The 20,129-nt window shown below is 69.6% G+C and carries 20 protein-coding genes and 1 tRNA gene; 16 read left to right on the top strand and 5 right to left on the bottom strand.

All coding sequences use genetic code 11. The annotated features are described in order from the left end of the window. Positions 1–7: 7 nt before the first annotated feature. The 6 genes from MAA44156_RS13775 to rdgB all read left to right on the top strand — a co-directional run bounded on the left by MAA44156_RS13775 (position 8) and on the right by rdgB (position 5,353). The gene (locus tag MAA44156_RS13775) at positions 8–1,048 is read left to right on the top strand and encodes a P1 family peptidase (protein ID WP_009975742.1); all 1,041 of its coding nucleotides are present in this window, start codon (positions 8–10) and stop codon (positions 1,046–1,048) included. 50 nt (positions 1,049–1,098) lie between these two features. Continuing rightward, the gene (locus MAA44156_RS13770; protein WP_009975744.1) at positions 1,099–1,770 is read left to right on the top strand and encodes a rhomboid family intramembrane serine protease; all 672 of its coding nucleotides are present in this window, start codon (positions 1,099–1,101) and stop codon (positions 1,768–1,770) included. Further along, on the top strand, positions 1,767–2,594 hold the full coding sequence (murI, locus tag MAA44156_RS13765; protein WP_009975745.1) for a glutamate racemase: 828 nt from the start codon (positions 1,767–1,769) through the stop codon (positions 2,592–2,594). Before MAA44156_RS13770 ends, murI begins: the two co-directional genes overlap by 4 nt. Before the next feature lie 72 nt (positions 2,595–2,666). After that, on the top strand, positions 2,667–3,449 hold the full coding sequence (locus MAA44156_RS13760; RefSeq protein WP_019684009.1) for a cyclic nucleotide-degrading phosphodiesterase: 783 nt from the start codon (positions 2,667–2,669) through the stop codon (positions 3,447–3,449). 33 nt (positions 3,450–3,482) lie between these two features. Next, on the top strand, positions 3,483–4,262 hold the full coding sequence (rph, locus tag MAA44156_RS13755) for a ribonuclease PH (RefSeq protein WP_003873193.1): 780 nt from the start codon (positions 3,483–3,485) through the stop codon (positions 4,260–4,262). A gap of 473 nt (positions 4,263–4,735) precedes the next feature. Then, positions 4,736–5,353 carry an RdgB/HAM1 family non-canonical purine NTP pyrophosphatase gene (gene rdgB / locus MAA44156_RS13750; RefSeq protein WP_196770390.1) on the top strand — a complete coding sequence of 206 codons (618 nt, stop codon included), beginning with the start codon at positions 4,736–4,738 and terminating at the stop codon, positions 5,351–5,353. A 14-nt stretch (positions 5,354–5,367) separates the two neighbouring features. Here the strand turns inward: rdgB and MAA44156_RS13745 are convergent, their stop codons facing one another. Further along, complete coding sequence (locus tag MAA44156_RS13745; protein WP_003873191.1) at positions 5,368–5,718, bottom strand: DUF3817 domain-containing protein; 351 nt, start codon at positions 5,716–5,718, stop codon at positions 5,368–5,370. Positions 5,719–5,947: 229 nt separating this feature from the next. On the opposite strand from MAA44156_RS13745, the gene MAA44156_RS13740 reads away from it, so the two are divergent. Beyond that, positions 5,948–7,153, top strand: coding sequence for an IS110-like element IS901 family transposase (locus MAA44156_RS13740; RefSeq protein ID WP_009974923.1), 1,206 nt, complete (start codon positions 5,948–5,950; stop codon positions 7,151–7,153). Between the two features lie 18 nt (positions 7,154–7,171). On the opposite strand, the gene MAA44156_RS13735 is transcribed toward MAA44156_RS13740, so the two are convergent. Beyond that, entirely contained in the window at positions 7,172–7,579 is a 408-nt protein-coding gene (locus MAA44156_RS13735) for a hypothetical protein (protein ID WP_080555730.1), read from the bottom strand. Positions 7,580–7,648: 69 nt separating this feature from the next. Between MAA44156_RS13735 and MAA44156_RS13730 the strand changes: the two genes are divergently transcribed. The 7 genes from MAA44156_RS13730 (at position 7,649) to MAA44156_RS13700 (ending at position 15,499) form a co-directional block, all read left to right on the top strand. Further along, positions 7,649–7,732 (top strand) — tRNA-Leu (locus tag MAA44156_RS13730). Positions 7,733–8,072: 340 nt separating this feature from the next. Next, complete coding sequence (locus tag MAA44156_RS13725; protein WP_373365315.1) at positions 8,073–8,579, top strand: putative alpha/beta hydrolase; 507 nt, start codon at positions 8,073–8,075, stop codon at positions 8,577–8,579. Between the two features lie 75 nt (positions 8,580–8,654). Continuing rightward, positions 8,655–9,107 carry a lipoprotein LppJ family protein gene (locus MAA44156_RS13720; RefSeq protein ID WP_009975754.1) on the top strand — a complete coding sequence of 151 codons (453 nt, stop codon included), beginning with the start codon at positions 8,655–8,657 and terminating at the stop codon, positions 9,105–9,107. Positions 9,108–9,284: 177 nt separating this feature from the next. Then, positions 9,285–9,647, top strand: a complete 363-nt coding sequence (locus tag MAA44156_RS13715) for a hypothetical protein (protein WP_009975755.1) — start codon at positions 9,285–9,287, stop codon at positions 9,645–9,647. A 354-nt stretch (positions 9,648–10,001) separates the two neighbouring features. Then, the gene (locus MAA44156_RS13710; protein WP_009975756.1) at positions 10,002–12,611 is read left to right on the top strand and encodes an ABC transporter ATP-binding protein/permease; all 2,610 of its coding nucleotides are present in this window, start codon (positions 10,002–10,004) and stop codon (positions 12,609–12,611) included. Then, a complete protein-coding gene (locus tag MAA44156_RS13705) occupies positions 12,608–14,344 on the top strand; it encodes an ABC transporter ATP-binding protein (RefSeq protein ID WP_009975757.1) in 1,737 nt (578 codons plus the stop codon). Before MAA44156_RS13710 ends, MAA44156_RS13705 begins: the two co-directional genes overlap by 4 nt. 78 nt (positions 14,345–14,422) lie before the next feature. Next, the gene (locus tag MAA44156_RS13700; RefSeq protein WP_023879822.1) at positions 14,423–15,499 is read left to right on the top strand and encodes a phosphotransferase family protein; all 1,077 of its coding nucleotides are present in this window, start codon (positions 14,423–14,425) and stop codon (positions 15,497–15,499) included. A 4-nt stretch (positions 15,500–15,503) separates the two neighbouring features. On the opposite strand, the gene MAA44156_RS13695 is transcribed toward MAA44156_RS13700, so the two are convergent. The 3 genes from MAA44156_RS13695 to MAA44156_RS13685 are packed head-to-tail and all read right to left on the bottom strand — an operon-like array spanning position 15,504 to position 18,019. Further along, a complete protein-coding gene (locus MAA44156_RS13695) occupies positions 15,504–15,932 on the bottom strand; it encodes a pyridoxamine 5'-phosphate oxidase family protein (RefSeq protein ID WP_003873183.1) in 429 nt (142 codons plus the stop codon). Positions 15,933–15,980: 48 nt separating this feature from the next. Continuing rightward, complete coding sequence (locus MAA44156_RS13690; protein WP_009975763.1) at positions 15,981–16,802, bottom strand: mycofactocin-coupled SDR family oxidoreductase; 822 nt, start codon at positions 16,800–16,802, stop codon at positions 15,981–15,983. Then, entirely contained in the window at positions 16,802–18,019 is a 1,218-nt protein-coding gene (locus MAA44156_RS13685) for an acyl-CoA dehydrogenase family protein (protein WP_009975765.1), read from the bottom strand. The genes MAA44156_RS13690 and MAA44156_RS13685 overlap by 1 nt, the downstream gene beginning before the upstream one ends. 142 nt (positions 18,020–18,161) lie before the next feature. Here MAA44156_RS13685 and fabG point away from each other — a divergent pair, with 142 nt between their 5' ends. Together fabG and MAA44156_RS13675 are read left to right on the top strand one after the other, a co-directional pair. Continuing rightward, positions 18,162–18,911, top strand: coding sequence for a 3-oxoacyl-ACP reductase FabG (fabG, locus tag MAA44156_RS13680; RefSeq protein WP_015632616.1), 750 nt, complete (start codon positions 18,162–18,164; stop codon positions 18,909–18,911). Next, entirely contained in the window at positions 18,908–20,128 is a 1,221-nt protein-coding gene (locus tag MAA44156_RS13675; protein WP_009975768.1) for an acetyl-CoA C-acetyltransferase, read from the top strand. The genes fabG and MAA44156_RS13675 overlap by 4 nt, the downstream gene beginning before the upstream one ends. Position 20,129: the final 1 nt, after the last annotated feature.

Genomic DNA, 20,129 nt, shown 5'->3' with positions numbered 1-20,129 from the left:
CTCGGCGATGAACGCCATCACCGACGTCGGCGGCATCCGCGTCGGCCACCACCAGCGATTGGATCCCGACGCGTCGCTGGGCGCCGGCTGGGCCTGCGGCGTCACCGTCGTGCTCACCCCGCCGGGCACCGTCGGCGCGGTGGACTGCCGCGGCGGTGCGCCCGGCACCCGCGAGACCGACCTGCTGGACCCGGCCAACACCGTGCGGTTCGTGGACGCGGTGCTGCTCGCCGGCGGTAGTGCCTACGGGCTGGCCGCCGCCGACGGCGTGATGCGCTGGCTGGAGGAACACGACCGTGGGGTGGCGATGGACGGCGGCGTGGTGCCCATCGTCCCCGGGGCGGTGATCTTCGACCTGCCCGTCGGCGGCTGGCAGTGCCGCCCGACGGCCGAGTTCGGCTACCTGGCCTGCGCCGCCGCGCGCGACGGCGACGCGCCGGCCGTCGGGACCGTCGGCGCCGGGGTGGGGGCGCGGGCCGGCGCGCTCAAGGGCGGCGTCGGGACCGCCTCGCGCAGCTTGCCCAGCGGTGTGACCGTCGGGGCGCTGGCCGTGGTGAACTCCGCGGGCGAGGTCGTCGACCGGGCGACCGGATTGCCGTGGATGACGGACCTGGTCGAGCAGTTCGGGCTGCGACCGCCGCCGGTCGAGCAGATCGAGGCGTTCGCCGCGTTGCCGTCGCCGTCGAACCCGCTGGACAACCCGCTCAACACCGTCATCGCGGTGGTGGCCACCGACGCCGCGCTGAGCGCGGCGGCCTGCCGGCGGGTGGCCGTCGCGGCCCACGACGGCCTGGCCCGCAGCATCCGCCCGGCCCACACCCCGGTCGACGGTGACACCGTGTTCGTGCTGGCCACCGGGGCGGTCGAGGTGCCGCCCGAGGCCGATACGCCGGCCGCCTTCTCGCCGGAGACCCGGTTGGCCACCGAGGTGGGCGTCGCCGCCGCCGACTGCCTGGCGCACGCAGTGCTGGGCGGTGTGCTGGCCGCCGACTCCGTCGCCGGCATCCCGAGCTACCGGGACGTGCTGCCCGGCGCGCTGGGCCGGTGAACGCCGACCGGTAGCCTTGACGATGCTGGCAGCGCGCTGGAAGGGCAGCCATGGGTAAGACCACCGGACGGGCACCTGCCGCCCAGACCAAGAAGCGGTCCACGGCGGTGGCGGGCGCCACCACCATCGTCACCTTCGTCGCGCTGCTCTACCTCGTCGAGCTGATCGACCAGCTGACCCGCCACGCGCTGGACGTCCACGGCATCCGGCCGCAGCGGCTCGACGGCCTGTGGGGCATCCTCTTCGCCCCGGTGCTGCACGAGAGCTGGCAGCACCTGATGGCCAACACCGTGCCGCTGCTGGTGCTCGGATTCCTGATGACGCTGGCCGGGCTGGCCCGGTTCGTCTGGGCGACCGTGATCATCTGGATCGTGGGGGGTTTCGGCACCTGGCTGATCGGCAACGTCGGCAGCAGCTGCGGGCCCACCGACCACATCGGGGCCTCCGGCCTGATCTTCGGCTGGCTGGCCTTCCTGCTGGTGTTCGGCATCTTCGTGCGCCGGGTCCGCGACATCATCATCGGCCTGGCGGTCATGTTCGCCTACGGCGGCGTGCTGCTCGGCGCCATGCCGGTGCTCGGCCTGTGCGGCGGCGTGTCCTGGCAGGGCCACCTGTGCGGGGCGATCGCCGGCGTGCTGGCCGCCTACCTGCTGTCCGAACCGGAACGCAAGGGCCGCTCCGGCCGCAAGACCGGCGCCGTCGCGCCGCGCCCCAAGACATGAGCTCGGCACTGGCGCCCGTCGGGATCTTCGACTCCGGCGTCGGCGGACTGACCGTCGCGCGGGCCATCATCGACCAGCTGCCCGACGAGCACATCATCTACGTCGGCGACACCGGCCACGGGCCGTACGGCCCGCTGAGCATTCCCGAGGTGCGGGCGCACGCGCTGGCCATCGGCGACGACCTGGTCGGCCGCGGGGTCAAGGCGTTGGTGATCGCGTGCAACACCGCGTCGGCGGCCTGCCTGCGGGATGCCCGCGAACGCTACGAGGTGCCCGTCGTCGAGGTGATCCTGCCCGCGGTGCGCCGCGCGGTCGCCACCACGCGCAACGGCCGCATCGGGGTGATCGGCACCCAGGCGACCATCAATTCGCACGCCTACCAGGACGCGTTCGCCGCCGCCCGCGACACCGAGATCACCGCGGTGGCCTGTCCCCGGTTCGTCGACTTCGTCGAGCGCGGGGTGACCAGCGGCCGTCAGGTGCTCGGGCTGGCCGAGGGTTATCTGGAGCCGCTGCAGCGCGCGCAGGTCGACACGCTGGTGCTCGGTTGCACGCACTACCCGTTGCTGTCGGGGCTGATCCAGTTGGCGATGGGGGACAACGTGACGTTGGTGTCCAGCGCCGAGGAGACCGCCAAGGAGGTGCTGCGGGTGCTCACCGAGCGGGACCTGCTGCACCCGCACCCCGACGATCCCCGCGCCGCCGGCCCGTCCCGGGTGTTCGAAGCCACCGGCGACCCCGAGGCATTCACCCGATTGGCGGCCCGCTTCCTGGGTCCGGCCGTCTCGGGTGTCCGGCCTGTCCATCATGTGCGTATTGACTGACCCGCGGACGAGATTCTCGTCACACCAATGCGGCAATGTTTTCGTCATGGTCCCATCGGGCATGGCACAGTAGTGTCCGTGCGAATAACCGTGCTCGGCTGCTCGGGCAGCGTGGTGGGTCCGGATTCGCCTGCGTCGGGTTATCTGCTTCGGGCACCGGATACTCCGCCCTTGGTCATCGACTTCGGCGGGGGTGTGCTGGGCGCGCTGCAGCGCTACGCCGATCCCAGTTCGGTGCACGTGCTCCTGTCGCATCTGCACGCCGATCACTGCCTGGATCTGCCCGGGCTTTTCGTCTGGCGGCGGTATCACCCGACGCGCCCGCTCGGCAAGGCGATGCTGTACGGCCCCGGAGACACCTGGTCGCGGTTGGGCGCGGCGTCGTCACCCTACGGCGGTGAAATCGATGATTGCTCAGATATTTTCGACGTTCGCCATTGGGTCGACGGCGAGCCGGTGACGATCGGAGGGTTGACGGTGACGCCGCGGGTGGTGGCCCATCCGACCGAGTCCTACGGCTTGCGCGTCACCGATCACACCGGCGCGTCCTTCGTCTACAGCGGTGACACCGGCGCCTGCGATCAGCTCGTCGAGCTGGCTCGCGGCGCCGATGTTTTTTTGTGCGAGGCCTCCTGGACGCATTCGCCCGACCGCCCGCCCGCGCTGCACCTGTCGGGCACCGAGGCGGGCCGGGCCGCCGCGCAGGCCGGCGTCCACGAGTTGTTGTTGACCCACATCCCGCCGTGGACCTCGCGGGAGGACGTCATCAGCGAGGCCAAGGCCGAGTTCGACGGCCCCGTGCACGCGGTGGTGTGCGGCGAGACGTTCGACGTCCGCCGTTCCGAGAGGGTCTGAGCCGACCGGTTCGAGGTGGCTTAGGGTTACTGGGTGACGCGACGAGAAGACGGCCGCCTGGACGACGAGCTTCGCCCGCTGGTGATCACCCGCGGGTTCACCGAACACCCCGCCGGTTCGGTGCTGATCGAATTCGGCCACACCAAGGTGATGTGCACGGCCAGCGTCACCGAGGGCGTGCCGCGCTGGCGCAAGGGCTCGGGCCTGGGCTGGCTGACCGCCGAGTACGCGATGTTGCCGTCGGCGACGCACACCCGCTCGGACCGCGAATCGGTCAAGGGCCGGCTGTCCGGGCGCACCCAGGAGATCAGCCGGCTCATCGGTCGGTCGCTGCGGGCCTGCATCGACCTGGCGGCGCTGGGGGAGAACACGATCGCCGTCGACTGCGACGTGCTGCAGGCCGACGGCGGCACCCGCACCGCGGCCATCACCGGCGCCTTCGTGGCGCTCGCCGACGCCGTCACCTACCTGTCGGCGGCGGGGAAACTGTCCGATCCGCGGCCGTTGTCGTGTGCCATCGCGGCGGTCAGCGTCGGCGTGGTCGACGGCCGGATCCGGGTCGATCTGCCCTACGAGGAGGACGCCCGCGCCGAGGTCGACATGAACGTCGTCGCCACCGACACCGGCACGCTGGTGGAGGTGCAGGGCACCGGCGAGGGGGCGACCTTCCCGCGTTCGACCCTGGACAAACTGCTCGACGCGGCGCTGGCCGCCTGCGACAAGCTGTTCGCCGCCCAGCGCGAGGCGCTCAAGCTGCCCTACCCGGGGGTGTTGCCCGAGGGGCCGCCGCCGCCGAAGGCGTTCGGCAGCTGACCCGCCTGCCGGTGACCAGCGTTTCCGTGTGATACCCGCCCGACATGCGCGTAGCGTTGTGGGCTTGGAGGTGCCGCATGAGCGACGACGCCGAACGGCGGTCCAGAGTTTCGGGAGCCGCACGTAGGTCCGCTGATGAGGCGGCCGAGCGTGTCGCGGCGGCACGCGAACGTCTGCATGCGGCCCGCCTGTCCGCCGGCGATGCCCATGAGCGTGCCGCGCAGTTGCACGACAGAGCTGCTGGGGGGGGCTTCGGTGACGTCGAAGCTCACCACAGGTCTGCCGAGCGGCATCGAGCGGCACGGGATGCGGACTACCTGGCTGCTGAGCAGGATCAATAAAGCCTGAGACGAATTTCGTTGTGGCACAGGGAAATTGGTCCTGCCTGCCGCCGGGCAGGGGTTCCCTCGCCTGGTCGCCCTGACAGATTGCCTAGAGTCGTGCAAGTGAAGCCGACGCACGTTCAGGGATAACTGTTGAGCCCGCTGCTGGTCGCCAGCCGCAATCGCAAGAAGCTTGCCGAGTTGCGCCGCGTCCTCGACGCGGCCGGTGTGACGGGGTTGACGCTGGTGTCGCTCGACGATGTGGCGCCGTTCGACGAGGCGCCGGAGACCGGTGCGGTGTTCGAGGAGAACGCGTTGGCCAAGGCCCGGGACGCGTTCGCCGCGACCGGTCTGGCGAGCGTGGCCGACGATTCCGGGCTGGAGGTGGCCGCGCTGAACGGCATGCCCGGCGTGCTGTCGGCCCGCTGGTCGGGCCGCCACGGCGACGACGCCGCCAACACCGCGTTGCTACTGGCGCAATTGCGGGATGTGCCCGACGAGCGGCGTGCCGCGTCGTTCGTGTCCGCGTGCGCGCTGGTGTCGGCGTCGGGGGAGGTCGTCGTTCGCGGCGAGTGGCCGGGCCGCATCGCCCGCGAGCCGCGCGGGGACGGCGGCTTCGGCTACGACCCGGTCTTCGTCCCCGACGATGCCGGGGGCCGCACCGCGGCACAGCTCAGCCCGGCGGAGAAGGACGCGGTGTCGCATCGCGGTCGCGCGCTGCGGCTGCTGGTGCCGGCGCTGGAAACGCTGGCCCGCGCGCGGGGTTGAATCGGCGGCCGGACTTACACGCCGAAGCGCGCCTTGACGTCCCGGGTCTGGAAGTGCTCGACGATGATGCCGAGCAGCGGGATGGTGCCGGACAGTAGCACGCCGATCGTCTTGCCGATCGGCCAGCGCACCTTGACCGCCAGGTTGAATGCGGTCAGCACGTAGACGAAATAGACCCAGCCGTGCACCACCTCGATCCACCGGATTTCGTGGTGCATGACCAGGTGCGAGACGATCTCGTAGCACAGCGCGATGAGCCACAGCCCCGTCGTCCACGCCATGATCCGGTAGCCGAGCAGCGCGGTGCGGATCTTGTCGACGGGGACCGCGGGCACGGGAGCTCCGGGCGTCTCCGGTGTGGTCATGTGGTTGTCCTTAGGGTTGAAGGGGTCTGGGATTGGATGTCCTGGATGCCCAGGACGGTGGGGTGTGGCTAATGTGTTGTTGCAACGGTTGTTGCTTGAAAGGAATGGCCGCCCTGCCGTTTTGGACGGTCCTGGCCACTGATTGAGATCTGACGCGTACTCGATGACGCTGCTCTAAGGACCTGTTGGCGGGGTTGTCCGCGGGGACTGCGACGACAGGAGTAGCGGTATGGCCGAACCCGACCGAGTGTGGGTGGGTATCGACGTCGGTAAGTCCACTCATCATGCGTGCGCGATCGATGACACCGGAAAGGTGGTGTGGTCGAAGAAAATCCCGAACGAACAGGCCGCGATCGAAGACCTGATCGCCCAGGGCGGCCGGATTGCTAACCACGTGGTGTGGGCGATCGATTTGACCTCGCCGCCGGCGGCGCTGCTGATCGCCGTACTGCTGAGCGCGAAAGCCGAGGTGGTGTATGTGCCGGGCCGCACGGTTAACACGATGAGTCATGCGTTCCGCGGCGAAGGCAAGACCGACGCCAAAGACGCGCGGGTAATCGCCGAAACCGCTCGGCACCGACGAGATCTGTCCCCGGTCGTACCCGGCGAAGACCTGGTTGCCGAATTGCGGTCGCTGACCGCATACCGGTCGGATCTGATGGCTGACTGGGTGCGAGGCGTGAACCGGCTGCGCTCGATGCTCACCGCCATCTTCCCTGCTCTGGAAGCTGCGTTCGACTACTCCACCCGCGCGCCGTTGATCCTGGTATCCGCTATGTGCACTCCGGGCGAAATCCGGTCGGCAAAAAGAGCTGGCGTGATCAAGCACCTTCGGAAAAACCGGGCATGGCCCAACAACATCGACACGATCGCCGACAAGGCGCTCGCCGCGGCAGCAGGCCAGATAATCACCCTTCCCGGCGAAGCCGGAACCGCCGCGCTCATCAAGCAACTCGCAGCACGGCTGCTGGACTTGGATCGGCAGATCAAGGACATCGATAAGCAAATCACCAACAAATTTCGTGAGCATCCCAGCGCCGCCATCATCGAGTCGATGCCCGGCATGGGGCCACACCTGGGCGCTGAGTTCCTCGTAATCACCGGCGGCAACATGGCCGCCTTCACCAACCCCGGCCGACTGGCATCGTTCGCCGGATTGGTACCCGTCCCACGCGATTCCGGCCGTATCACCGGCAATCTGCATCGGCCCAAGCGCTACAACCGGCGCCTGCGCCGCGTGTTCTACCTCGCCGCCCTGTCCAGCCTCAAGATCGAAGGTCCCTCGCGGGCTTTCTACGACCGCAAACGATCCGAGAACCATATCCACACCCAGGCCCTGCTTGCCCTGGCACGCCGCCACGTCGACGTCCTGTGGGCACTGCTGCGCGACAACAGAACCTGGCAACCCCAGCAACCAACCGTGGCAGCTGCCTGACGCACTCACCGGGCGTCCTCACCGCTTGACACGCTCATTGAGATTCCTGTTCTGTTGTGCGGCGTCCTGGGCGGCGAGCTCGGCCAGATAACGGTTGTACTCCCGCAGCGCCGGGTCGTCGGGCGGCTGGGGGGTGGGCCTGGGCCGCTCGGGCAGCAGCCCGGCGGGTATCTCCGTCACGGCGGCGGTGTCGCGCGGCCGGGGCGGTTCCTCTTCGTAGCGAACGAATTTGCGGTAGGCGTACACGCAGAACCACGCGAACAGCGGCCATTGCAGCGCGTAGCCGAGGTTCTGGAACGAGCCGGAGACGGACTGAAACCTGGTCCACTGCCACCAGCCCAGCGCCAGGCAGCCGCACGCCGCGATGATCACCAGAGCGATCAGCGCGGGCCGGCGACGGCGCTTTCGAGGGACCGGGGTGGACACCCCTCGACCGTACCGCTGCGCACCGCCGAGACGGCCCGGGAGGCGACGAGGCGTTACGATCGCCACGCCGCGGGCGTGGCGAAATTGGCAGACGCGATGGTTTTAGGTGCCATTGCTCGAAAGAGCTTGAGGGTTCGAGTCCCTCCGCCCGCACCGATGCGGTAAGGGCATTCATGCAGGTAGACAGCGGTTTTCATGTTCTCTCTGGCCGCTCCGTGGCCGCATTTTGGCCACAACTCACGAGTAACTTGGGCGAGCTGCATTGCTGGACGCGCTGCTCGATGAACGCGCCGCGGCCGCCCAAACCGGTGTTGCTAGGCGCGGCGGTATCAGCCGTGACGCCTGACGTGCGGTACTAGCGTGGGTCATCAGGCTGGCGGGGAAAGGGATGGGCGATGCTCGCTAGGTTGGCCCGGTCGCAACGTCCGACGCACGCCCGCAGGGCGACGGGGACAACTGCGAAAACTCGGGCGCGGCAGTGCAGCTGAAGTGGTTGAGCGTCGCCGAGCTGATCGCGGAAGCCGGCGGCGATCCGTGGGCGATCAACCAGAGCCTTCAGGCCGGCAGCCCCTCTCAAATATCCAGCCTCGCTGAGCCTTTCCACGGAGCCGGACGCCACACGGCCGAAGCCGATCACGCATTCGAGCAAGCCCGGAAACGCTTCGACGCGGCCTGGAATCACCAGAACGGCGACCACCCGATCAACGACTCCGCCGAAGTGCAGCGCCTCGTCAATCCCTTGGCGCGCAGTCGGAGCAACTTCCCAAGATCGGCACCGATCTGGAAGAACATCGCCGCCGCGCTGGCTGAAGCGCAGAAGGCGGGGACGCAACGAGTCAGCTTGTTGGAAGACGAGTTGCAGGGCCTCGACAATGTGATCGACGCTGCTGAGCATGACCTGCAATACGGCCATCCCAATCATGTGGGTGGGCAGGCAACCACCGGGCACACACACAGCGCCCCCCGGTGGATGAGGAATACCGTTTCAGAAGGGAAGTGACGAGTGTGGACCTTGGGAGCCAGAATCGCGGTTGCGGCGTCAGTTGTCAGCCTGCTCCTGAGTGGCTGTTCTGAAGTGCGCAACCCCATCGCGCCGCCACAGGCGCGGGCTCAGGTCATCGCCGCCGCCCGCGACATCGTCCAGGCGCTCCACGCTGAAGTGACCGAAGCGAACTTCAGCTACGAGTCGTGTAATGACCAGGGCGAGGCGCCTTTTCGCGGTGTTGTCAACCTGTCGTTTTGGATGCCAGGAGTGCCGCACAACCAGGCCGTCGACCCGCAAGCAGTCATCAAGGGCCTCGTCGCCGACGGGTGGAGCACCGATTCCGACTTCGTATCGCACGGCGCAACGCTGAAGAAGAACGGCGTCATCGTCATCCTGACGATCGCGCCGCAAGCCGGGCCCAGCACCGTCTATCACCGGCATGTCGGCGCCGACATCAACGGCGAATGCCGCGACACCACCGACCACCGCACTGACGGCTCGACGTCTCCCGTCGACGTCAGCAAGGAAATCCAGCCTCAGTGACAAAAGGCCGAGTGGGACAAACCTGACCGAAAGTTATTGCTCAGGGACTTTTGCGAACTTCCAGGCTGGTCGCGACGTCATGGGCGAGCTGGTCGGCTAGTTCCCTCGACACGGTGCCGGCACAGCGCCACCGAAATCCTGCGGACTGGTAGGCGTCAAACACGTCCTGCCGGGTACATGGACCTCACGGGATATGAGGGAGACGCCATGCCCACCGGATACGAGTCAACACCACACGGCGAAGAGGCCGTCAGCGCAGAAGATGTCGAGCTCGCCGAACTCAGGGCCGCGAAGGCGCGGGAACGCGCCGCCCGCGCGGGACTGTCGGCGGCGCGCAGTTTCGAGGAATCCGCCGTCCAACACGAACGGGTCGCCAAGACGCAGGACTGGACGGTCCAGCAGGGCGTGCCGGAGGTGGACATGCACCGCGCGTCGGCGATCAAGCACCGTCAGGCGGCGGCGGAGGACCGCAAGCTGGCCGAGCGCAAGCGCCGGGAATCCGCCGCCGACCTGGCCTCTCCGGCGTCGGCCAGCGACTGACGCCGGCCAGTCCTCGATGAACCGGGCCCGCACGTCGGGCGCCGGCAGCGGGCGAGTGTCGTACTTGCCGAACAGGCGCTACCGGACGTCGGCGACCCGGTCGTAGAGCCGGTCGCGCAGCCGAGCCGGCAGCGGCCGGGCCCGCAGGTTGACCTTTGGTAAGGCAACCCTTAGTTTGTGGGTGACGTACCGAGTCGTGAGCGGCTGGCCGGTGGTCGGCGAACGGGGATGCCACCCGCCCGGGCACGCCCGGGTGACGAGACCGGGATTGGCCGCGGCCCCGGCGGCGACGATGCTGCCCGGGCGTCGGATCGGCGAGGCCGGTGTCCGGCGCGCCGCGAGAAAGGAGCGCTAATGGCCCGCGGCCTCCAGGGTGTGATGCTGCGCAGCTTCGGCGCCCGCGACCACACCGCGACGGTGCTCGAAACCGTCCGGATCGCACCGCATTTCGTGCGGGTCCGCATGACCTCACCCACGCTCTTCGAGGACGTGGATGCCGAGCCCGCCGCCTGGCTGCGGTTCTGGTTCCCGGACCCGGACGGGTCGAAAACCGAATTCCAGCGCGCCTACACGATTTCGGAGGCCGACCCCGCCGCCGGACGGTTCGCGGTCGACGTCGTGCTGCACGACCCCGCCGGGCCGGCGTCGCGGTGGGCGCGCACCGTGCAGCCCGGCGCCACCATCGCCGTGATGGCGCTGATGGGCTCGTCCCGGTTCGACGTGCCCGACGAGCAGCCCGCCGGCTACCTGCTGATCGGGGACTCGGCATCCATCCCCGGAATGAACGGCATCATCGGCGTCGTCCCCGACGACGTCCCGATCGAGATGTACCTCGAACAGCACCACGACGACGACACCCTGATCCCGATTGCCGTGCACCCCCGGCTGCGGGTGCACTGGGTCGCCCGGCGCGACGAGAAATCGCTTGCCGCGGCACTGGAAAGCCGCGACTGGTCCAACTGGTACGCGTGGGCGACTCCCGAGGCCACCACGCTCAAGCACGTGCGCGCCCGGCTGCGCGACGAGTTCGGCTTCCCCAAGTCCGAGGTGCACGCCCAGGCCTACTGGAGCGCCGGGCGCGCGATGGGCACCCGCCGCGGGGACGAGTCGGCCACCACCGACGGCGGCACCGAAGCCGCGGAGGACATTGCGGCACAGGTCGATTCGCCCCAACGTCAGCCCGAGGCCGCGCCGGTGCCGGCGGTGCGCGGAAACTGGCGCGCCCAGGCCGCCGGCCGGTTGCTGGCACCGCTGCGCTGGGCGCTGATCCTGTCCGGCGTGCTGCAGGCGGTGATCACGGTGATCCAACTGGCGCCGTTCGTGCTGCTGGTCGAGCTGGCCCGGCGCCTGGTGGCCGGGGCGCCCGCCGCCCGGCTGTGGGACGTCGGCATCGCCGCGGTGTCGCTGCTGGGTCTGGGGGCGTTGCTGGGCGCTGCGCTCACGCTGTGGCTGCATGTCGTCGACGCGCGGTTCGCCCGCGACCTTCGTTCGGCCTTGCTGCGCAAGCTTTCCCGGCTGCCGCTGGGCTGGTTCACCGCCCGCGGATCGGGCTCCATCAAGCAGCTGCTGCAGGACGACACGCTGTCGCTGCACTACCTGGTCACCCACGCCATCCCGGACGCGGTCGCCGCGGTGGTGGCGCCGGTCGCGGTGCTGGTCTACCTGTTCGCGGTCGACTGGCGGGTGGCGCTGGTGCTGTTCGTGCCGGTGCTGGTTTACCTGGTGCTGACGTCGTCGCTGACGATCCAGTCGGGGCCCCGCATCCCGCAGTCGCAGCGCTGGGCCGAGACGATGAGCGACGAGGCCGGCGCCTACCTGGAGGGCCAGCCGGTGATCCGGGTCTTCGGTGGTGCCGCCGCATCGAGTTTCCGGCGCCGCCTCGACGAGTACGTCGGCTTCCTGGTCGCCTGGCAGCGCCCGCTGGCCGGCAAGAAGACCTTCATGGACCTGGTCACGCGTCCCTCGACCTTCCTGTGGCTCATCGCGGCCGTCGGCACCCTGCTCGTGGTCGCGGGCCGGATGGATCCGGTGAATCTGCTGCCGTTCCTGTTGCTGGGCACCACCTTTGGCGCACGACTGCTCGGCATCGCCTACGGCCTCGGCGGTATCCGGGCCGGCATGCTGGCGGCCCGGCGCCTGCAGAACACGCTGGACGAACCCGAACTCGAGGTGCGCGAGCCGGGCGAGCCCACCGGGGAGTCGGCGCAGGCGGTGGTGTTCGACAACGTCGGTTTCGGCTACCGCCCCGACGTTCCGGTGATCCACGACGTGTCGCTGACGCTGCGGCCCGGCACCCTCACCGCGCTGGTCGGCCCGTCGGGATCCGGCAAGTCGACGCTGGCCGCCCTGCTGGCCCGCTTCCACGACGTCGACCGGGGCTCGATAACCGTTGGGGGGCGCGACATTCGGTCGATGACGGCCGACGAGCTCTACGCCCGGGTCGGATTCGTGCTGCAGGAGACGCAGTTGGTGCACGGGACGGTCGCGCAGAACATCGCCCTGGCGGTGCCCGACGCCACCGCCGCGCAGATCGAGCAAGCCGCGCGCGAGGCGCAGATCCACGACCGCATCATGCGGCTACCGCACGGCTATGACACCGTGCTGGGCGCCGGCGTCGGGCTGTCGGGCGGGGAGCGGCAACGCCTCACCATCGCCCGCGCCATCCTGGCCGACACCGAGATCCTGATCCTCGACGAGGCCACCGCGTTCGCCGATCCGGAATCGGAATACCTTGTGCAGCAAGCACTTAACCGGTTGACGCGGAACCGCACCGTGCTGGTGATCGCCCACCGGTTGCACACCATCACCCGGGCCGACCAGATCGTCGTGCTCGACCACGGCCGCATCGTCGAGCGCGGCAGGCACGAGGAACTGCTGGCCGCCGACGGCCGGTACCGGCGGCTGTGGGAGGGCGGCCGGCGCGACGCGGTGACCGTCGGCACGGCCGGGGAGGTTGCCCGATGATTCGCACCTGGCTGAGCCTGGTCCCGGCGGACCGCCGCAACAAGGTCGTCGCCTATACGGTGCTGGCCCTGCTGTCCGTCGCGGTGCGCGCGGTGGCCACCGTTCTGCTGGTGCCGCTGGTGGGCGCGCTGTTCAGCGGCACCCCGCACCGGGCGCTGGTCTGGCTGGGCTGGCTGACCGCCGCCACCGCGATCGGCTGGGCGATCGACACCGCCACCGCGCGCATCGGCTTCAACCTGGGTTTCGCGGTGCTCGACCACAGCCAGCACGACGTGGCCGACCGGCTGCCCGGGGTGCGGCTGGACTGGTTCACCGCCGAGCACACCGCGACGGCCCGGCAGGCCATCGCGGCCACCGGCCCGGAACTGGTCGGCCTGGTGGTCAACCTGCTCACGCCGCTGATCTCGGCGGTGCTGCTGCCCGCCGCCATCGCGGTGGCGATAGTGCCGGTGTCCTGGCAACTGGGGCTGGCCGCGCTGGGCGGGCTGCCGCTGATGCTGGGCGCGCTGTGGGCGTCGGCGCGCCTGGCGCGGCGCGCCGATTCGACTGCCGCCGAAGCCCATAGCGCGCTCACCGAGCGGATCATCGAGTTCGCCCGCACCCAGCAGGCGCTGCGGGCCGCGCGGCGCGTCGAGCCGGCGCGCAGCCTGGTCGGCGACGCGCTGGCCGCCCAGCACGGCGCGACGATGCGCCTGCTGGCCATGCAGGTCCCGGGCCAGCTGCTGTTCAGCCTGGCCAGCCAGCTGGCCCTGATCCTGCTGGCCGGGACCGCCACCGCGCTTACCGTCAACGGCACGCTGACGGTGGCCGAGGCCATCGCGCTGATCGTCGTCATCGTGCGCTACCTCGAGCCGTTCACCACCATCAGCGAGCTGGCGCCCGCACTGGAGAGCACCCGCGCCACGCTCGACAACATCCGCGCCGTGCTCACCGCGCCGCAAATGAACGCCGGCTCGGCGTCCCTGCCGGGCACCGCGGCGCCGCGCATCGAGTTCGACGACGTCGTCTTCCGTTACGACGGGGCGAGCGCGCCGGTGCTCGACGGGGTGAGCTTCTCGTTGGAGCCGGGCAGCACGACGGCGATCGTCGGACCGTCCGGATCGGGCAAGAGCACCATTTTGGCGTTGATCGCCGGACTGCACGAGCCCACCCGGGGCCGGGTGCGCATCGACGGCGTGGACGCGGCGACGCTGGACGCCGAATCCCGCCGCGCGGCCAGCAGCGTGGTGTTCCAGCACCCCTACCTGTTCCACGGCTCCATCCGCGACAACGTGCTGGCCGGTGATCCCGGCGCCGGCGACGACGCCTACGCGCGCGCGGTGGCGCTGGCCCGCGTCGACGAGCTCGTTGCACGACTGCCCGACGGCGCCGACAGCGTGGTCGGGGAGGCCGGCTCGGCGCTGTCCGGCGGTGAACGCCAGCGGGTCAGCATCGCCCGCGCACTGCTCAAACCGGCGCCCATACTGCTGGTCGACGAGGCGACCAGCGCGTTGGACACCGAGAACGAGGCGGCGGTCGTCGACGCGCTCACCGCCGACCCGCGCTCGCGCACCCAGGTCATCGTGGCGCACCGGCTGGCCAGCATCGGGCACGCCGACCGCGTCCTGTTCCTCGACGACGGACGGGTGGTCGAGGACGGAACGGTCGACGAATTGCGCGACGCGGGCGGGCGTTTCGCCGAATTCTGGCGGCAGCAGCACGAGGCCGCCGAATGGCGGATTCCGGCCGGTTAGCTCACCGCGGTTGACCGCAACTCTTGCGGTATGCCTTACAGTTTGTCAGTCGGATCTGCATCCAGGAGGCGTGCCGCGATGAGTGCTGTGCTGTCGATACCGCGTTACCCCGGCGACGTCACCCCGCAGTGGCTGTCGGCGGCGCTGAGCGGGCGCGGCGCTCCCGTCGAGGTCGCCGAGGTGGACGTGGCCGCGATCGGCACCGGGCAGACCGGGGCCACCTATCGGGTGACGGCCCGCTACGCCACCGATCCCGGTGACCTGCCGCAGACCTTCGTGATCAAACTTCCCGCTCAGGACGACACCGTGCGCGACCGGGTGGTCATCGGCTACCGCAGCGAATGCGCGTTCTACTCCTCGGTGGCCGACCGGGTGCAGGTGCCGACACCGCGCTGCTTCTACTCCGAGATCACCGAGGACGCAATGGATTTCGCCCTGCTGCTGGCCGACCAGGCTCCGGCGGTGCAGGGCGATCAGCTGTTGGGCTGCGGTGAAACCGAGGCGCGGCTTGCGGTCACCGCGCTGGCCGGTCTGCACGCGCCCAGCTGGTGTGACCCGGTGTGGCTCGACTTCCCGGGCATCGCGTTCGGGCGGCCCGACGAAGCCGGGGCGGGCGGCATGGGCGAGGTGGCGAAGATGAGCGCCGACATCACGCTGGAGCGGCTGGGCGATCGGATGAGCGCCGAAGACCGCGAAACCTTCGCCGCGGCAATGGGTGTGATCGCGCCGTGGCTGCTGTCCGAGTATGACCGGTTCGCCCTGCTGCACGGCGACTACCGGCTGGACAACCTGCTGTTCGACCCGGACCGAACCAGGGTGAGTGTGGTCGACTGGCAGACGCTCGGGGTCGGCCTTCCGGCCCGCGACCTCGCCTACTTCACCGCGACCAGCCTGGATTCGCCGCTGCGCGCGGCCATCGAGGAAGAGCTCGTCGCCGACTACCACCGCGCGCTGGTGGCCGGCGGGGTCAGCGGCTACGACCGCGAAACCTGTTGGCGCGACTACCGGCTCGGGGTGCTGCAGGCGCCGCTGATCTCCGCGCTGGGGTTCGCGTTCGCCGCGGCCACCGAGCGCGGCGACGACATGGTGCTCACCATGCTGGGCCGCGGCCGCCGGGCGATCCGCGAGCTGGGCACCCTCGAGCTGATCGGCTGACGCCTCAGAGGTCGCCGGTGAAGTCGGCGCTCAGCCAGCGGTCGGGCCGGATGGTGAACAGCACCTCCTCGACACCCTCCAGGCTTTGCACGAACGCGCGCCCACCGTCCTCGCCCAGGTAACGGATGGCGACGGCCAATTGCACGTCGGACGGGGCCGGCTTGGTGGCGTCGACGACGGTGCCCTCCACCACCACGTACTGATACGGCGGCTCCTCGCGCTGGACCACCACAGTGACCTTGCCCGCCCGCTCGATGAGCCGGGCCTTGCGACTGGACGCCCCGGTCATGATCCGGATGTCGCCGCCGGGGGTATAGTCGTACCAGATCGGGACGGCGGCCGGCGGGCGGCCGTCGGTGGCCTCGACCGATAGGACCGCGACGTGTGTGCCGGCGAGGAACTCCTGGCGTTCGGATTCGCTGAAGGGTTTCATGTGGCCTGCAAGTGCGCGACGCGCGTGATCTATTCCCGGGGCCGGCGCTCAGTACTGGGTCGAGCCCTGATCGACCGGGATCTGGGCGGCGGTGACCTTGCGCGATTCGTCGCTGGCCAACCAGCACACCGTGTCGGCGATATCCTCCGGCTCGGCGACCCAGTCGGGCAAAAACGGTGTCAGCACGTGCGACAGCTGCGGGTTGGTCTCCATGGCCTGGCCCACCGCGGTGACCATGTCGCCCGAGCCCATCGGCGTGTTCACCGGTCCGGGATGGACGCTGTTGACCCGGATCGAATGCTTGCCCAACTCCGCGGCGAACGCCCGCGCCAGCCCGGTCACCGCGTGCTTGCTGGCCGTGTAGTGAATCATGAACGGCTGCATCTTCATTCCCGCCGCCGAACTGATCAGGATGATGGAGCCGCCGCGGCCGCCCTCGATGATCCGGGGCGCGCCGGCCATCACCGTGTTCCAGGTGCCGGTGACGTTGATGTCCATGACGTCGCGGAAGTCTTCCGGGGTGATGTCGTCCCAGGCCTGGGGGGCCGCGACCCCGGCGTTGGCGACGATGATGTCGAGGCGCCCCAACGCGGCCACGCCGTCGTCCACCACCTTTCGCAGCCCGTCGAAGTCGCGGGTGTCCACCACCGCGGCGACGATCCGGCGGTTCGCGGCCTCGACCAGGCGCACGGTTTCGCTCAGGTCCTCCGGGCTCGCCGGATCGTAGGGAACGCACGAGGGCAGCTTGCCGGCGATGTCGACGGCGATGATGTCGGCGCCCTCGGCGGCCATCCGGACCGCATGCGCACGGCCCTGGCCGCGGGCCGCCCCGGTGATGAAAGCTACTCGCCCCTCGAGCTTTCCGGCCATCAGCGCTCCTTCGTGGTAGTGGCTCGCTGGGCCGCCTTGACGAGGTTCGACCCGATGATCAGACGCTGTATCTCGCTGGTGCCCTCGTAGAGCCGCAGCAGGCGCACGTCGCGGTAGATGCGTTCCACCGGGACACCGCGCATGTAGCCGCTGCCGCCGTGCACCTGGACCGCGAGATCGGCCACCCGGCCGGCCATTTCGGTGCAGTACAGCTTGGCCGCCGACGGTGCCACGCGGCGGTCCTCGCCGGTCACCCACAGCCGGGCGGCCTCGCGCACCAGCGCGCGCCCGGCCAGCACCTCGGTCTGCTGGTCGGCCAGCATGGCCTGCACCAGCTGGAAGTTTCCGATCGGTGTGCCGCCCTGTGTCGCGGTGGAGGCGTAGGACACCGATTCGTCGAGCGCGCGTTGCGCGGCGCCGACCGCGAGGGCGGCGATGTGCACCCGTCCGCGCGCCAACGAGGTCATCGCCGCGCGATACCCGATGTCCTCGCTGCCGCCGATCAGCGCGTCGCCCCCGACCCGGACGTCGTCGAAGCTGACATCGGCGGTCCAGGCGCCCTCCTGGCCCATCTTGGCGTCCTTGGCGCCGACCTGCACACCCGCCGCGTCCGCCGGAACCAGGAAGACGGCGATTCCGGGTCCCTGGTCGTCGGCCGGCCGGGTGCGGGCGAACACCACGAACAGGTTGGCGACGGGCGCGTTGGTGATGAAGCGCTTTTGCCCGGAGATCACCCAATTGTCGCCGTCGGCAACGGCTTTGGTGCGCAGGCCGGCCGGGTTGGACCCGGCGCCGGGTTCGGTCAGGGCGAAGGAGGCGACGACGTCGCCGGCCGCCATCGGCTCGAGCCAGCGAGCCTTTTGCGCCTCGGTGCCGAAGCCGACCAGCACTTGACCGGCGATGCCGTTGTTGGTGCCGAACATCGAACGCAGCGCCAGCGAGGTGTAGCCCAATTCCATCGCCAGCTCGACGTCTTGCATCAGGTTGAGGCCGAGCCCGCCCCACTGCTGGGGGATGGCGTACCCGAACAGCCCCATCTTCTTGGCCTGGTCGCGCAGGTCGTCGGGCACCCGGTCGCCGTCCAGGATTTCCTGCTCGCGGGGCACCACGGCGGTGCGGACGAACTGGCGGGTCTGGGCCAGGATCTCGCCGAAATCCTGCTCCGAGACCTCGGCGACTTCAGCGCCGGCATCTGCGGACGCTCCCTCTTCTGGCACCTATCTGGTCGGGATCCCTGCGCCGCAGGGGGCGGGCCCCTCCGTCGGCCCGGGCCGGGTACCCGGCATCGAGGCAGATCCTATATGAAATATGATATTCGGACGTCGGGCACCCCCGGCCGGGGGCCAATTCAAGGGAGGCGTGGTACAGGTGTCCTTGCTCAGTGGTCAGACCGCGGTCATCACAGGTGGCGCACAAGGTTTGGGGTTCGCGATCGCCGAACGGTTCGTCGCCGAAGGGGCGCGGGTCGTCCTCGGCGACGTCAATCTGGAGGCGACGCAAACCGCGGCCAAACAGCTGGGCGGTGACCAGGTGGCGCTGGCCGTGCGCTGCGACGTCACCAAGTCGTCCGAGGTCGAAACGCTGATCCAGACCGCCGTCGAGCGGTTCGGCGGCCTGGACATCATGGTCAACAACGCCGGGATCACCCGGGACGCCACCATGCGCAAGATGACCGAGGAGCAGTTCGATCAGGTCATCGCCGTGCACTTGAAGGGCACCTGGAACGGCACCCGGTTGGCGGCGGCGATCATGCGGGAAAACAAGCGCGGCGCCATCATCAACATGTCCTCGGTGTCGGGCAAGGTCGGCATGGTCGGCCAGACCAACTACTCGGCGGCCAAGGCCGGCATCGTGGGCATGACCAAGGCGGCCGCCAAGGAGCTGGCCTACCTGGGTGTGCGGGTGAACGCGATCGCCCCCGGTTTGATCCGCTCGGCGATGACAGAGGCCATGCCGCAACGCATTTGGGACTCCAAGGTGGCCGAGGTGCCGATGGGCCGGGCCGGCGAGCCCAGCGAGGTCGCCAGCGTGGCGCTGTTTTTGGCCTCCGACATGTCGTCGTACATGACCGGCACCGTCATGGAGATCACGGGCGGCCGGCACCTGTGAGCGCGGTCCGCGAAGCCGTCATCTGCGAGCCCGTCCGGACGCCGATCGGCCGCTACGGGGGAATGTTCAAGGCGCTCACCGCCGTCGACCTCGGCGTCGCGGCGCTCGGTGGGCTGTTGCAGCGAACCGGGTTGCCCCCCGAGGCCGTGCAGGACGTCATTCTCGGGCACTGCTATCCCAGCAGCGAGGCGCCGGCGATCGGACGCGTCGTGGCACTGGATTCCGGTCTGCCGGTGACGGTTCCGGGCATGCAGGTCGACCGGCGCTGCGGCTCGGGACTGCAAGCCGTGATCCAGGCCTGCCTGCAGGTGCGCAACGGCGATCACGATCTGGTCATCGCCGGCGGCTGCGAAAGCATGAGCAACGTCGCCTTCTACTCCACCGACATGCGCTGGGGCGGCGCCCGCAGCGGTGTGCGGGTGCATGACGGGCTGGCCCGCGGACGCACCACGGCCGGGGGCCGGCGCTACCCGGTGCCCGGCGGCATGCTGGAAACGGCCGAGAATCTGCGCCGCCAGTACGGCATTTCCCGCCAGGAGCAGGACGAGCTGGCGGTGCGGTCACACCAGCGCGCGGTGGCCGCGCAGAAAGACGGCATCCTGGCCCAGGAGATCATCGCCGTCGCGGTGCCCACCCGGCACGGCGACGAGCTGATCGACACCGACGAACACCCGCGCGCGGATACCTCGGTGGAGTCGCTGAGCAAGCTCAAACCCGTTCTGCTGGAACAGGATCCAGAGGCCACCGTCACGGCGGGCAACGCCAGCGGGCAGAACGACGCGGCCTCGATGTGCGTGGTGACCACGCCGGAGAAGGCCGACGAGCACGGCCTGAGGCCATTGGTGCGGCTGGTGTCGTGGGCAGTGGCCGGGGTCGCCCCTCACATCATGGGCATCGGGCCGGTCCCGGCCACCGAGGTGGCGCTGGCCAAGGCGGGGCTGTCACTGTCCGACATCGACCTCATCGAGCTCAACGAAGCCTTTGCCGCGCAAGCGCTTGCGGTGATGCGGGAATGGAAGTTCGGCGCCGCCGACCACGACCGCACCAATGTGCACGGCTCCGGGATCTCGCTGGGCCATCCGGTCGGCGCCACCGGCGGCCGGATGCTGGCCACCCTGGCACGCGAGCTCACCCGCCGCCAGGCCCGCTACGGCCTGGAGACGATGTGCATCGGCGGCGGCCAGGGCCTGGCCGCCGTCTTCGAGCGGGTCGCCTGAG

The sequence above is a fragment of the Mycobacterium avium subsp. avium genome, assembly GCF_009741445.1.
Taxonomy (GTDB): Bacteria; Actinomycetota; Actinomycetes; order Mycobacteriales; family Mycobacteriaceae; genus Mycobacterium; species Mycobacterium avium.
The sequence above is the reverse complement of the archived record's forward strand: the minus strand, read 5'-3'. Positions and strand labels throughout refer to the sequence as shown.

Excerpts from the sequence above, each read along its gene's own strand:
- MAA44156_RS13775 (WP_009975742.1), top strand. The coding sequence starts at position 8 with ATGAACGCCATCACCGACGTCGGCGGCATCCGCGTCGGCCACCACCAG.
- MAA44156_RS13770 (WP_009975744.1), top strand. The coding sequence starts at position 1,099 with ATGGGTAAGACCACCGGACGGGCACCTGCCGCCCAGACCAAGAAGCGG.
- murI (WP_009975745.1), top strand. The coding sequence starts at position 1,767 with ATGAGCTCGGCACTGGCGCCCGTCGGGATCTTCGACTCCGGCGTCGGC.
- MAA44156_RS13745 (WP_003873191.1), bottom strand. The coding sequence starts at position 5,718 with ATGACCACACCGGAGACGCCCGGAGCTCCCGTGCCCGCGGTCCCCGTC.
- MAA44156_RS13740 (WP_009974923.1), top strand. The coding sequence starts at position 5,948 with ATGGCCGAACCCGACCGAGTGTGGGTGGGTATCGACGTCGGTAAGTCC.
- MAA44156_RS13715 (WP_009975755.1), top strand. The coding sequence starts at position 9,285 with ATGGACCTCACGGGATATGAGGGAGACGCCATGCCCACCGGATACGAG.
- MAA44156_RS13710 (WP_009975756.1), top strand. The coding sequence starts at position 10,002 with ATGGCCCGCGGCCTCCAGGGTGTGATGCTGCGCAGCTTCGGCGCCCGC.
- MAA44156_RS13705 (WP_009975757.1), top strand. The coding sequence starts at position 12,608 with ATGATTCGCACCTGGCTGAGCCTGGTCCCGGCGGACCGCCGCAACAAG.
- MAA44156_RS13700 (WP_023879822.1), top strand. The coding sequence starts at position 14,423 with ATGAGTGCTGTGCTGTCGATACCGCGTTACCCCGGCGACGTCACCCCG.
- MAA44156_RS13695 (WP_003873183.1), bottom strand. The coding sequence starts at position 15,932 with ATGAAACCCTTCAGCGAATCCGAACGCCAGGAGTTCCTCGCCGGCACA.
- MAA44156_RS13690 (WP_009975763.1), bottom strand. The coding sequence starts at position 16,802 with ATGGCCGGAAAGCTCGAGGGGCGAGTAGCTTTCATCACCGGGGCGGCC.